This is a genomic window from Duganella sp. HH101, assembly GCF_001758795.1.
Lineage (GTDB): Bacteria > Pseudomonadota > Gammaproteobacteria > Burkholderiales > Burkholderiaceae_D > Rugamonas > Rugamonas rivuli.
On record NZ_LRON01000020.1, the window covers coordinates 62,999 to 76,116 of the forward strand.

At 54.7% G+C, this 13,118-nt stretch carries 10 protein-coding genes; 7 read left to right on the forward strand and 3 right to left on the reverse strand.

Translation table 11 applies throughout. From position 1 onward, the window contains the following. The first annotated feature begins 19 nt into the window (after positions 1-19). From tssF to DUGA2_RS25355, 7 genes are read left to right on the forward strand one after another with little or no spacing between them, the layout of a single operon-like run. Positions 20-1,858 (forward strand): type VI secretion system baseplate subunit TssF, encoded by a 1,839-nt coding sequence (gene tssF, locus DUGA2_RS25330; protein ID WP_070272195.1) that lies wholly within the window; start codon positions 20-22, stop codon positions 1,856-1,858. Further along, positions 1,822-2,778 (forward strand): type VI secretion system baseplate subunit TssG, encoded by a 957-nt coding sequence (gene tssG / locus DUGA2_RS25335; protein ID WP_070272196.1) that lies wholly within the window; start codon positions 1,822-1,824, stop codon positions 2,776-2,778. The genes tssF and tssG overlap by 37 nt, the downstream gene beginning before the upstream one ends. A 9-nt stretch (positions 2,779-2,787) precedes the next feature. After that, positions 2,788-5,757, forward strand: a complete 2,970-nt coding sequence (locus DUGA2_RS25340) for a type VI secretion system Vgr family protein (RefSeq protein WP_229214769.1) — start codon at positions 2,788-2,790, stop codon at positions 5,755-5,757. Between the two features lie 39 nt (positions 5,758-5,796). Further along, positions 5,797-7,731: a phosphatidylserine/phosphatidylglycerophosphate/cardiolipin synthase family protein gene (locus DUGA2_RS25345; protein WP_229214770.1), complete on the forward strand. Its 1,935-nt coding sequence runs from the start codon at positions 5,797-5,799 to the stop codon at positions 7,729-7,731. A gap of 26 nt (positions 7,732-7,757) precedes the next feature. Further along, positions 7,758-8,762, forward strand: a complete 1,005-nt coding sequence (locus DUGA2_RS25350; RefSeq protein WP_070272197.1) for a tetratricopeptide repeat protein — start codon at positions 7,758-7,760, stop codon at positions 8,760-8,762. 20 nt (positions 8,763-8,782) lie between these two features. Beyond that, positions 8,783-9,061 (forward strand): PAAR domain-containing protein, encoded by a 279-nt coding sequence (locus tag DUGA2_RS32925; RefSeq protein WP_071658975.1) that lies wholly within the window; start codon positions 8,783-8,785, stop codon positions 9,059-9,061. 51 nt (positions 9,062-9,112) lie between these two features. Then, positions 9,113-10,012 (forward strand): hypothetical protein, encoded by a 900-nt coding sequence (locus tag DUGA2_RS25355; RefSeq protein ID WP_168167826.1) that lies wholly within the window; start codon positions 9,113-9,115, stop codon positions 10,010-10,012. Between the two features lie 456 nt (positions 10,013-10,468). Here the strand turns inward: DUGA2_RS25355 and DUGA2_RS32930 are convergent, their stop codons facing one another. From DUGA2_RS32930 to DUGA2_RS32940, 3 genes are all read right to left on the reverse strand, one after another. Next, positions 10,469-11,209, reverse strand: a complete 741-nt coding sequence (locus tag DUGA2_RS32930) for a hypothetical protein (protein ID WP_071658976.1) — start codon at positions 11,207-11,209, stop codon at positions 10,469-10,471. Next, a complete protein-coding gene (locus tag DUGA2_RS32935) occupies positions 11,209-12,342 on the reverse strand; it encodes a DNA cytosine methyltransferase (RefSeq protein WP_071658977.1) in 1,134 nt (377 codons plus the stop codon). Before DUGA2_RS32935 ends, DUGA2_RS32930 begins: the two co-directional genes overlap by 1 nt. 205 nt (positions 12,343-12,547) lie before the next feature. Next, complete coding sequence (locus DUGA2_RS32940; RefSeq protein WP_071658978.1) at positions 12,548-13,006, reverse strand: very short patch repair endonuclease; 459 nt, start codon at positions 13,004-13,006, stop codon at positions 12,548-12,550. Between the last annotated feature and the right edge of the window lie 112 nt (positions 13,007-13,118).

Sequence of the window (13,118 nt, forward strand, 5' to 3'; positions counted from 1 at the left end):
ATTTGCCACGGATGCCACGATGGAAAAACTGCTGCCTTACTTCGAACGCGAATTGAGCATGCTGCGGCGCACCGGCTCCGAGTTTGCAAGTCGCTACCCCAAGCTGGCAGGCAGTTTGCAAATGAGCGGCGAAACCTGCGCCGATCCCCACGTCGAGCGCTTGATCCAGGCTTCGGCTTTTCTCAACGCCCGCGTCGCCAAGCTGCTGGACGACGGCTATTCCACCTTCACCGAAGCGCTGCTGGGCATGTTGTACCCGCATTATCTGCGGCCGATTCCCTCCTGCTCCATCGCCCGCATCGACTACAGCGGCGCCAGGGCCAATGAAGTGAGCAGCGTCACCACGCTGCCGCGCGGCACGGCGATGAAGTCGCTGGGCCGCAGCGCGGTGACATGCCGCTTCCGTACCGTCTACGATGCGACGGTGGCGCCGGTGACGATCAGCGCCGCGTGGTTTGAGCCGTACATCCAGGCGCCATCGACCCTGCCGCTGCCGCCGGAGGCTGGCTCGGCGATCTGCATCGCCATCGAAAGCACCGCCGCCGCGCGGGGATTGGCTGCGCTGGATTTGCCCAAGCTGCGCGTGTTCATCGACGGCGAGGCTTCGTTGCGGGCGACTCTGCGCGATACGCTCTTCATGCGCGCGGCCTGCGCCTGCGTGGAAGCGGATGGCCAGTGGCGCATGCTGGATCGCCTGCCGATCGCACCGGCCGGCTTCGCCGCCGAAGAAGCCTTGTTGCCAGCAGCGCCTTCGGAGCATAGTGCCTACCGGCTGTTGAGCGAGTACTTCGCCTTCCCGGAAAAATTCGATTTTTTCGATATCGACCTGCATGCGCTGCTCGCCGCAAGCCCTGCCGGTTGTTCGCGGCTGACGCTGCGGATCGCCTTGTCCGAGTTGCGGCCCGATGCGCCGTCCGCACGCATCCTGCGCACGCTATCGGAAGACAACCTGGTGCTGGGCTGCACGCCAGTCATCAATTTGTACACGCAGTCGGCCACGCCGATACGCGTCAACCATCGCCGCAGCAGCTATCCGCTGATGCCGGATGAGATGCCCGGCGGCGCCTGCGAGATCTACAGCATCGATACGGTGCAACTGCTGCGCAAGACGGCGCAGGGTAGCTCGATCACCGAATTCTTTCCCTACTATTCGCTGCGGCACGGCGAGGAGGCCGGCCGCAAGGGACACTACTGGCTTGCGCAACGCGACGAGGAGTTGGCCGATGCGGCGGCCGGCCATGAATATTCGCTGACGCTGGTGGACCGCGATTTTTCGCCGTTGAAGCTGGATGAAGGCATGGCTTCGGTACGCCTCACCTGCACCAACCGCAACCTGCCGCACGGCCTGCAATATGGCCGCGCCACCGGCGATCTCAGCACCGAAACGGCAGCCGGCAGCCTGCCGATCCGCATGCTGCGCCGGCCGACGCTGTCGTATCGGCAGGGGAGCGGCGGCGATCAATGGGGACTGATCACGCAGCTGGCGCTCAATCACAGGTCGCTGACGCAGGAGGGCCTGCCGGCGCTGACCGCCATGCTGCGTCTGTACGCGCAGCGGGACACCGCAGTGTCGCAGCGGCAGATCGACGGCATCATGGCGCTGTCGCACCAGCCGGCGACGGCGTGGGTGCGGCAGGCGCGGGGGAGAGCGTATCTGCGCGGGGTGGAGGTGAGGGTGTCGCTGGACGAGGAAGCCTATGCGGGCACCGGCCTGCACGCGTTTGCGCAACTGCTCGATCATCTGCTCGGCTTGCACGTGCATTTGAACAGTTTTACGCGGCTGGTCGTGCTGTCGCATGTCAGCGGAAAGGAGTTGCTGCGATGCCTGCCTCGCAACGGCGCACTGACGCTAGCCTGATCGGCGAATTGCTGGCGGAGCCGGAGGGCTTCGAGTTCTTCCAGGCGGTGCGCCTGGTCGAGCAGTTGCGGCCGCCGCGCCGGCTGCGCTACCGCAACCGGCTGTCGCTGGCGTTCCCGCCGAATCAGATCGAGAACATCAGCGACGACGGGGAGGAGGTGATACGCCTCACGCCGGCTTTCATGGGACTGCTGGGCAGCCATGGCGCGCTGCCGCTGCACTACTCGGAGCGTATCAACCGTTACGAGCGGACCCATAACGACGGCGGCCCGCGTGCGTTCCTGGACATGTTGTCGCACCGGTCGTTGGGCATGTTTTATCTGGCGTGGGCCAAGCATAGGCCGGAATGCATGACGACGCAGGCTGGCGATGATGGTTTTCTCGCGATGCTGCTTGCCCTGTCCGGTGCGCATCCCGACGAATCCGTCGATCGCGAGACTCTGGCGCGTTACGCGATGCAGATCAGAAGCCGCAGCGTGTCGGCGCCGCTGATGGCGGGGATCTACTCGGAATACTTCAACGTGCGCTTTGTAGTGGAGCAGTTGGTTGGCCAGTGGCTGCTGTTGGCAGACGCGGATCAGGCGCAACTGGGCAAGGCTAATGTCGACCTTGGCGCTGGCGTGATGTTGGGTGAGCGCGTCTACGGCTGCGATGCGCGCGTGCGTTTGCGTATCGGCCCGCTGGGGAGGGATGCCTACGAAGACTTTCTGCCTGGCCGCAGCGCCGCAACGCGGCTGGAAGCGATGCTGGGCCTGCACTGCGGCGTGGGCATGACGTATGAGGTGCATCTGATCCAGCGGGCGGACGATGTGCGCGCTCCCGGGTTGGACGGCGGCTGCCGGTTGGGCGTCAACACATGCCTGGTTGGCGGGCCGCAGCGGCAGGACCGCGAAGAGCTGATGTATCTGCTGCATACCTGAGGAGCGATTGTGGAAAGCGATAATGACTTCTTCAGCTTCATGGGCCTGGCCAAGGAGCTTGTCACCAGTAATCGGCCTTTGCGTTTGCGGCTGGATTTGCCGGGCGGCGTCAATGACGACATGCTGCTGCCACAGCGGGTGTTCGGAACGGAGGCCTTGTGCGGCGGGATCGAGTATCGCGTGCTGTGCGTGTCGGCCAATGCCAGCTTGCCGCTGAAGGAAATGATCGCCGTGCCGGCCGCGCTGGAATTCGTTACGGATAGGGGAGACTTGCGCAGCGTCTGCGGCATCGTCACCGAGGCCAGCTCGGGCGACAGCGACGGCGGCCTGGCCAGCTATCAACTGGTGCTGCGCGATGCGCTGTCGATACTGGAAAAGCGCATCAACACCCGCGTGTTCCGCAACATGGACGAGGTGGAGATTGTTCAGCGCATTTTGAATGAGTGGCGGCAGAAGAGTTCCATCCTTGGAGTGTGTTTCAAGCACGAGGTGGACGAGGCCTTCAGCCAGCGCGAGTATCCCAAGCGCGAATTCACCATGCAGCACAACGAATCGGATGCGGCGTTCATCCGGCGCTTGTTGAAGCGGAGGGGGATAGGCTGGTACGTGCGCGCGGAAGGCGGCGAGTATCCGATGCACACGCTGGTGTTGTTCAACAACGCTGACAGCTTGCGCCAGAACGCTGCCGGCACGATTCGGTATCACCGCGACGCGGCGACTGAGGAGCGCGACACGATCACTTCCTGGAGCGCGGTGCGTAGTTTGCAGCCGGGTGTGGTCACGAGGCATAGCTGGGACTATCGCAACTCGCAAGGCCGTGACTTCATGATGGCGGAGGCCAGCAGCGGTGTGGACCAGGGCGTGAGCGGCAACGATCTGGCCGCGAGCCTGGACGATTATCAGATCCTGGCGCCGCATGCGGGCGATGACAATGAAGACCTGTGCCGCCTCGGGAAACTGCGCATGAGCCGGCACGATTACGAGTCGAAATGCTTTCACGGCGAGGGCAGCGTGCGCGATCTGTGCGCGGGGGAGTACTTCACGCTGGCTGAGCATCCGGAGGTGGACGGGCATCCGGTCGAGGAGCGGGATTTTGTCGTGACGGCCCTGCAGGTGAACGCGCAGAACAACCTGCCCAAGGCGTTGGCCGCGCGCGTGGAGCGGTTGTTTTCCCGCAGCCGCTGGATGCAGGGCGCGCAGGAGTTGCAGATGCAGAGGGATGTGGCGGACAAGGTGGCATCGGGGCCGCTGCGCATGCATATCCAGTTCACGGCGGTGCGACGTGGAGTGATCATCGTACCGGCTTACGATCCGCGCACGGACCTGCCGCAGGCGCTGATGCAAAGCGCGATCGTTGTCGGGCCGGAAGGCGAAGAAGTCCACTGCGACCAGATGGGCCGAGTAAAAATCCGCTTCCCCGGCACGCGCGAGGTTGATCACGAACAGGCCTCGAATGCTGGTGCATCGGATACGGAAACCGACTCCGCTTGGGTTCGCGTAGCCTCAAACTGGGCCGGCAACGGCCCCGGCAGCCTGCAACAATGCGGCACCATTGGCTTGCCGCGCATTGGCACGGAAGTGCTGGTCAACTTCCTTGGCGGAGACCCGGACAAGCCAGTCATCGTTGGTCAGTTGTATAACCAGCAAGCGCGGCCGCCAGCGCTCAGCAACGCCGGTGAGCTGCCGGGTAATCGCTACCTCTCCGGCATCAAAAGCCGCGAAATAAAAGGGTCGCGCGCAAATCGGCTTCGTCTGGACGATACCAATGGTCAAATAAGCGCGCAGTTGTCTAGCGATCATGGCGATTCGCAACTCAACCTGGGTTTTATCACGCAGGCGAGATCGAATGGTGCTGGCGGAGCTCGCGGCGAAGGGTGGGAGCTGGCAACCAGTGCTTGGGGCGTCGCTCGCGCCAACAAAGGGATGCTCATTACAACGGAGAGTCGCACGCCTGGAGCGTCTCCGGCCAAGGATATTGGCGAAACTTTGCAGCGACTGAAAGCGGCCCAAAACCAGCATGAGACGCTGGCTAAGCTTGCGCAAGGCTCGGCTGCCCAGGACGGAGAGGAGCAAGCCACAGTAGCTGCTGTGGTCAAGACCCAGAACCGGGATATTCACGGCGGAGAGAAAGGGGATCTTTCGCAGTTAGGTAAACCGCATCTGCTGCTTGCAAGTCCAGCCGGTATCGAAACTTCAACGGGCGGGAGCACACATATTGCCAGTGACCAGCACACGGCACTCACTACAGGGATGGATCTTTCCGTCGCCAGCGGCAGAAGCTTATTTGCCAGTGTTCGACAAGCGTTGCGTGTATTCGTGCACAAGGCAGGAATGCGGCTCGTCGCGGCGGCTGGCGACATCGATGTGCGTGCACTGTCGGACAGCGTCAACATCTTGGCCAAACTCAAAATTACGCAGACGGCTAATAGCATCAACATCAGCGCCAAAGAGGAAGTCGTCATCAACGGTGGTGGGAGCTATGCCAAATTCGGCGCAGGCGGCATTGAGCTTGGCAGCGCAGGAAACTTCGTCTCGCACGCAGCGAAACACAGCTTGATTGGACCTAAGACCATGGATATAGCAAATGCGCAGCCACCGCAACGGACTCTTGAAGGTGCCGGGACGTTTCATCTGAACACTCATCCCGCTGCAGGCGGCCGCGCCAATGCCGGATTGCCTTACAAGCTCTATAAGGATGGCACTGTGGCAGAGCAAGGCAAGTTCGATGACGACGGCAACATGACCTTCAAACACGATTTGGATAAGCAGTCCGATTACCACCTTGAACTCCCTAACGGCAACCGCTTCGCCATCGACCCTAACCCGCACGAAGAACAGCACGAGATAAGTTCCGGAATCGGCTATCACGGCTACGCCAATGCAGGTGGTTCGCTTAATGCCGAGCACGCTTCGCTGGAACAAAGCAGGCTACTGTCTAACCCGGCGGTGAGCGACGATGATGAATTGCCCGAGAGATGATCTTGCCCTTCTGATTTAAAGGACCGTACTGTGAATACCATGAGTATCAACGAACACCTTTACCTACAGACGCTATCTTATCGGCACAATGCTCCTCCCAGCCAATGTCTTGCACCATGCTGGTTTGTTCGCGTGCCGAACCCGGTCTACTACCCACGCTATCGCTGCTCTATTGAGCCCTTGATCTGCGGAGAAGAAGTGTTTGAACGAATCGCGAAGGATCTCGAAAGCGCGCGGCAGAGCGTGGACATCATTACATGGGGCTTCGACCCAGGTATGGTGCTTGTCCGTGGATCCACGGCGGAAGAGGGAACGCGCTATGGAGACTTACTAAAAGAAATTGCGACGAGAAAGAAAAATCCGGTCAGAGTCCGTCTGCTCGTCTGGCACGATGACGTAATGTCCCAGGAGCTGATGAAGAACATTCCTGGCTATTACGGAAAGAGGCTTCCGAGCATTAATTGTATTTTGACCGGCTACTATAGCGAGTCGCATCAAGCCTACAGCGCTGAGTGGTTTTCGCAGGTGTGCGCAGGCGAAATACCGAATATTCAATTTCATGTACGCGATGTTCCGACCAAGTTCCTTGACCAGTCGCTATCAGGAGAGTCCGCACCATCGAACATCATGGCTCATTTGGGTAAAGTCTATGCCGCCCATCATCAGAAAATGCTGCTAGTTGACTACGAACGCCCCAAACTGGCAAGGGGCTATGTCATGGGACACAATTCCCTTACTGATTTTTGGGATACAAAAGAGCATAAATTTAGAGACAAACGTCGGGAGCGCGTTTACTCTATGGATCATGTGGAGCTACAGAAAAGCGCTTGGAAGCATGGGCGGCAGTTCGACAGTTTTAACTCCGGCATGACCGACGATCAACAACGGGAAAAAGAGCGATCTGTGCAGTCTTACATTGACGCACACAGCCACGTCGCTCAACCTTATCAGGATGTCTCCTGCCGTGTGCGTGGACCAATTCTTTATGATCTCAATCATAACTTCTGCCAAGCATGGCAAGAGTCCAAGCGCCCCAGCTCTTTGTTCTGTGACCTCGGCTGGCTCATGTGGCTTCCGCAGCTAACTCCTGTCAAGCTTGCTTGTAAAGTCGGCGACTTGCTGCAAGACGAAATGGATCCTGATTTTATCGCCCGACGCAAACGCCTGTCTTTAGACGCCTTCGATCTTCCGTATGGACATCACAACCTGCAGCTAGTTCGTACCCAACCGCTGCACGCGGAAAAGTCTATAAAAGAGTGCTACGCAAACCTCACCAGGCAGATGCTTCATTACATTTTTATTCAGAACCAGTACATCCAATACGAACCTTGGGCGGAGTTCCTGATCGAATGTGTTGGGCGCCTTCGGGCTGCGGGTTATCTCACCCCGATTTATGTATTCATGTTGACGTCTACGCCAGAAAGAGGCGGCATGGATCGACCAACATACGATGTGGCCAGCAAAGTTGGGATGAGCAGTAGCATGCGGTTTGAACATGAAGAGGCCGTCGAAAAGGCTCGAAAATCCAAGACAAGTCTACCTATAACCCCGAGTGATCTGGCTAGACGTGGAATCAACGTTTTCATGGGGTCCCTTTGGACGTGTGCTGATACTGAAGGTAAATTGCGCGCTACAGATTATGAGGAAATCTACATCCACGCCAAAGTGGCGATCGTGGATGACGCGGCGTTCACGATTGGGTCCGCCAACCTGAACTTGCGAAGCATGGCCTTAGACAGTGAGCTCAATGTATTAAGCGAAGCAAAGGATGTAGCGTATCAATTACGTGTCGACCTCTTCAGTCAATGTGTTCCGGAAGCCGGCCCCCAACAATTTGGTGATATGGAAAATACCTTCAAACAATGGGAAAAATTTTCATCTCAAAATCTAAAGAACAAAGCTGCAGGTATTAAGTTGGTGGGGCAGTTGCTGCCATTCCATGTCGACAGAAAACCTGGCATGCCGGTTGTCTAGCTATGGACAACTTACGAAGACGTTGGATGGTGATCCTCGTGCTAATTGTCGCATTGCCGGCAGGAGCATCTTTCATTGGTGGATATTTTCAGGAGAGAGCCTTGCATGCGCTGCCTGTTGGATTCAAGAAGTTTAAATTGGCTGATCCGCCTCCTGCATGTGATCGTTGGAAGCAACATATGCCTTCGATACGTGACCCTGGAGCCTATCGCCTTTATATTGAAGCCCGTAAAGTTTACCGTAGCAAGATTGAATGGCAACTTACACACGAGGAAGCTTCTCGGATACTCAAAGATGTCAGTCAAGCCGCCGACTTGGGAGACTGGGGGGCACGAGCCTTGTTGGCTCATTTTTACCTCTACGGATTCGGCGTTTTAGACTCAAACCATGTGCTTGATGCCTTACCCGAAAAAGGTGTCGAAATTGCCCGGATGGCTGCTGAGGCTGGGCAGCCTTGGGGAATATTCGATCTCGGCGTCGCATATGAAAATGGCTACGGAGGTGTGCCATACGACCATGACCTTGCGTGGGCTTATTATCTTAGAGCGGCGCAACTCGGGAGCCCCGACGCACAAATGGCGTTGGCAACTGCATATGGTGACGCTGGTAGGAAAGCTGATGCTGAAGCTATGATCCGATGTGCGTACCAGCAAGGGCACGGCGCTGCTGCTTATGATCTGGCAATTACGGCGGAGGTCGAAAAGCGCTTTCAAGATGCGATTAGGTTGTACCAAGAAGGAGTGAAATTTGGAAGCAAGGAATGTGCGGCGGCCTTGGAGCTGCTTTTTTTGCACGGATACAACCCTGGCGCTACAGATGACGAAAAAAGTGAGATGAAGCGGCTTGGGATTGAGACTGATGTAGAGCGGATGTTCCGATACAAGGCCATTTACGATGCATTTGTTGTCAACCCTGATATGAGGCTTGGAAAATTAGATGAGGTATTGCCTCTTCCTCCTGGTGAGTTGCCTGGTTGGAGCGGTCCTGAAGATGCGACGGAGCCTGAGCCGAGTGGTCCGCCAACTTACTAAAACATAGTAGAGGCACAATCATGTCCTTGAGGATCATCACAGTTGGCGACTCGACAGATCATGGCGGTAAGGTCATCAGCGGCTCACCTACACATGACATAGGAGGCAAGGCAATCGCGCGCCTTCATGACAAAGTCTACTGCCCGCAGTTTTACCCCGGAGGTGCGCCGCATGGTGTAAATAAAATCATTACCGCGCACGAAACACTCGCTGTTGGAGATATCCCAGTCGCCGTCGAGGGGTGCAAGACGGAATGTGGCTGTACTCTCATTGGCACCGCAAATGCAACAGTCCAATGAATCCAAAAAACGGGGAGGTTAGCCAAAATAAAAGTAAGGAAGCAAGCGTGGATGGACCACAATGAAATACGGTTGGAGCAATTTTGGTGCTTTGAATATCGTAACCTGACTGGACGCCACATCAAGGCCGTACGATTTTGGGGGCGTTGCAAACGAGGCCCGTTCGACGCGGAAGTGAATGAGCCTACCTACCCATGTTACTGTCCTAATTCGGTTGCTCGAGTAAATGCAGCTGAAGTTTCACTTCCCATACTTGGATTGAAAGGACGCAACATGCAACATCTAAATGACGTGGCAATAATTCGAAAAGAATTTCGAAAATGGTCACGCTGGAATATTCTCTCTTCGGTGTTTTATAGACCAAGTTGGAGTTATCTTGCTGATCTATATTTTGGACTTATAGTCTTTGCTGTGCTCGGAATCGGTTCAATATATGCTAACGACTGGACCTTGTTCCTGGCCATTGTACTTCCATTGGGGTTGATGATCATGCGCTTTCCCCCCGCTCTGCATAGCATTTATCCGCTTGAACAGTGTGAAGATGATGTCCAGCAGGCATACCGCAAAGATTTTCAACTTTTTCGTTTTCAGATGTTTGCGCAAGGACTGCGTGCGAGAAACATAGATGTCCCCAAGGTTTTAAAGCTTAGTAAACTTCTTAAACTAGAATCGGAGTTGCGCCAAGCCCATCCGCCAGTTATTTCCCGGGGCCTGTTTTCGCTTCCTGTGACATTATTCGTTGGGATTTTAGCTGCTGGTGCCGGCATTGAGAAGTATTGGGCGCAAGGATATACCGTTATCGCCCTGGCAGTAATAGCTGTATTAATTTACTTTGTAGGATTGTTTCTAAGCTTAATCCCACCGGCTACTTATTACGAGAAGGAGCTAGAGCTATTTCTAGCCTGGTATTGTGAGGAAAGCATGCTTCTTGGGGAGAGCTCTACTGTCTAAGATCATATACTGTCTATCCGAGCCGTTCTGGGGCAGTCCCGAGGCGGAGCGGCCGAGTAGCTAGCTGGAATCGGCATGAGGAAAACTTAAGGACACCGTGAGGTAATCGAAATTCGGGCGAATCACCTGTGTCATTGCCGCCAAGCTTGGGCTCTTATCAACCTCGCATCTCGCTTTCCAGCGTTGAAGCTATGTGCGCGATAGAGTTTCAGCGCTGCCATATTGCGTTTTACATCGTCCGCGCTGAATAAACTAAAATCACCCGTAGCCGGCGTAAACCGCTGCGGATGCTGGGGCATAAAAGCTCGGGCCACATGGCCCGAGTGGCGATCAGGGCAAAAAGAAGCCCCAGGTTCCACCGGATCATGCGTAGGTTGTGGCCGTTTGTAGTCCTGTAATCACCCAATGAAATCTATGCGACTTCCGGCCGGTTCTGGTCAATTAATATCAGTATTGCTAAGACTGCAGCGTAGCGATGGCAGGATGGTTGGGATATGCTCTTGCAAAATCTCTCGCTATCTTTCTTACGCCTTCCGCCCAATTTGGCCCTGAGACTACTCGATCTGTTCCTGTAAAAGTATCTAAATGGGCCTTAGTTATATGGGGGTTGTTGAGCGTTGCTCCTCTCTCTGCAATATAACGCGACCGAAGTCGAAGAATATCTAGCATCTTTGTTGGTGATATTCGGGGACTTCCATTGACATCCATATCCAGTGCCGCTGCATATTCTTCAGACGTCCACTGCTGTTTATGTAGCTGCTTTGCGTTATGTAAAGTGTAAGAATCCTGCGCTCCACATACATCATGAAGATCCTCTAGTACTAATCGCTTCGCCGCGCGAATTGCCAATCTAAAATCAATCAGAATTTTAGCCTCGATTGCAGCAATCCATGGCTCCATGTCAAGAGGTGTGAGACATAGACAGTGTTTAAGTTCAGGGCGCCTTGCTTCTTTGGAATAAAAACCGATCACGAAGAACATACTACGCCATTTCCGTATATGTTCCATCCCAACATCTCTAGCTGTTGAAACTGTAGTGTTAGTTGATGATTTGACTTCGACTTCAAACTGGCAAAGCCTGCCATCCACGTCAATCTTCAACAATGCGTCTACACCCGCACGTTGATGAGCTGGGTCCCAGTCAAGATTGAACATCCGAACAAGTTCTCTTTCACGCTCATCATCTTGTACTGGCATTACTCCCCCAACAACGCAATTGCAACCTGCCGTGCAACGGCATAGGCAACTGGAGGGCAAACACTATTTCCTATTTGGCCCAACGCTTGATAAACAGCACCACTAAATCGCCATTCTGCAGGGAATCCCTGTAGTAGCGCGCAGTCATCAACGGACATTCTGAAATGCCCGTTTTCCGCTGTGTAAGCGGCCGCCATGGAACGGGTTGGTTGGACTCCGTTGGGCCAAACCTGCATTTCGTTCCATACATTCATCGAGGCTTTACTGTTTACTACTCCGGTTGTATTTCTAGGGCCGGTAAATCCGGAACGTAAAGTTGGTGCAACCTCATCGAAACCGATATCGGGAAGTCCGAGGCTGCTACGTGTGGTATTACGTGGGAGCATTGGACCAAATAATGTCTCAACATCGCCGTGAGTCGGGGCTGGTTGCACCCATCTAGCAGCATCACGAGCAGCACGAAAACCTACGAAGAAAACACGTTTGCGGGCTTGTGGCACCCCAAAATCATGAGCCGACAGTTTAAACTTAAAAATAGTGTAGTTTTCTTCGAGCGGCGCTTGAATATTCTCGGTAACAAACGACTCAAATTTTTTATCAAGTAGGCCTGGAACATTTTCGGCAATGAATGCGCGAGGGCGCGTTTGCTGAACACAGCGCACGAAGTCCGGCCACATATTGCGAGGATCGTCTGCACCCGCTTGTTTACCCGCGACAGAAAAAGGCTGGCATGGAGGGCCGCCGTGAACAATATCTACCCCTCTAAATGGAGTAAAACGAGCAGCCCTAACATCCCCTTCGACAATGCCCGATCTTACCTCCCAGTCAGGGCGGTTAGCGCGCAAGGTCTCTCCGCAGATATCGAGAATCTCAAACGACGCTCGATGACCAAAGCCTGCGCGCTCAAAGCCGAGGTCCAAGCCGCCTCCGCCTGAAAACAGTGATAGCGTGGTAAGTCCGTTGTCCTCCAGTTGAGGCATAAGATCGTTTGGATCTAAGCGCTCGGTAAGGTCGACTCCTGGCACTGGAGTGTTTTCATTGTAATCACGTAGCAATGCTTGCTTGCGTGCTTTTGACCGGAGTGAGGTTTCGCGATAGCGGTCCCGTTGCTCGTCTGTGAGATCGTATGGCATATTTTCTTTAAGAACTGGAGGTGCGTTAGGGTTAGAGTCGCCGCAATTTTACCCAGTATACAGGAGTCGAAGCTAAATTTTCTTTTGTTAGGCTTGGCAAATGCGTATTGTTTTACGGTCGATGCCAAACTATCGCCGTATAGTTATCAGAATTTTGTGTTGGGCAAGAAAGATTGCCTGTGATGATGTTTATAATGAAAAACTGTCAACTGAATAATTGTACTGATGTGGAAGGATGGGAGGGTTTTGGAATTTCATTTCTGATAAGGTTGACGAGGGAGGCGAGGAAGTCAGTGGAGTCGCGAAGTTCACATTCCCATACCACGATAACCTTCCAACCTAAGTCATCTAGCTCTGCAGTATTGCACTTATCTCGCTCAACATTTCGGTCAAGTTTAGCCTTCCAAAAGGCCTCATGCGATTGAGGGTTACGGGCAAATTTACATCCCGGATGCTGATGCCAAAAGCATCCATTCACAAAAATCACGGTATTGTATCTCGGGAGAACTATGTCTGGCCGTCCAGGAAGATCTTTACGGTGTAATCTAAAGCGGAACCCTGCAGCGTGTAGGGCTTTCCGAAGCATCAATTCAGGCTTTGTGTTTATGCTCCTAATTGCGGCCATGTTCCGACTTCTTCGTTCTGGACTGATAGAGTCCGTCATGCGCCCTCCCCGTTATGCTTTGACAAGTATCTGGTGTAAGAAATATTACTCCTCCTTGGCGCGCTCCTAAGATTCGCAAACCATAAGAAAAAAGCCAACTCGGAGAGTTGGC

Coding starts and splice junctions, on each gene's coding strand:
- DUGA2_RS32935 (WP_071658977.1), bottom strand. CDS start 12,342: ATGCCATACGATCTCACAGACGAGCAACGGGACCGCTATCGCGAAACC.
- DUGA2_RS25350 (WP_070272197.1), top strand. CDS start 7,758: ATGGTGATCCTCGTGCTAATTGTCGCATTGCCGGCAGGAGCATCTTTC.
- DUGA2_RS25355 (WP_168167826.1), top strand. CDS start 9,113: ATGGACCACAATGAAATACGGTTGGAGCAATTTTGGTGCTTTGAATAT.
- DUGA2_RS25345 (WP_229214770.1), top strand. CDS start 5,797: ATGAGTATCAACGAACACCTTTACCTACAGACGCTATCTTATCGGCAC.
- DUGA2_RS32930 (WP_071658976.1), bottom strand. CDS start 11,209: ATGCCAGTACAAGATGATGAGCGTGAAAGAGAACTTGTTCGGATGTTC.
- DUGA2_RS32925 (WP_071658975.1), top strand. CDS start 8,783: ATGTCCTTGAGGATCATCACAGTTGGCGACTCGACAGATCATGGCGGT.
- DUGA2_RS32940 (WP_071658978.1), bottom strand. CDS start 13,006: ATGACGGACTCTATCAGTCCAGAACGAAGAAGTCGGAACATGGCCGCA.
- tssG (WP_070272196.1), top strand. CDS start 1,822: ATGCCTGCCTCGCAACGGCGCACTGACGCTAGCCTGATCGGCGAATTG.
- tssF (WP_070272195.1), top strand. CDS start 20: ATGGAAAAACTGCTGCCTTACTTCGAACGCGAATTGAGCATGCTGCGG.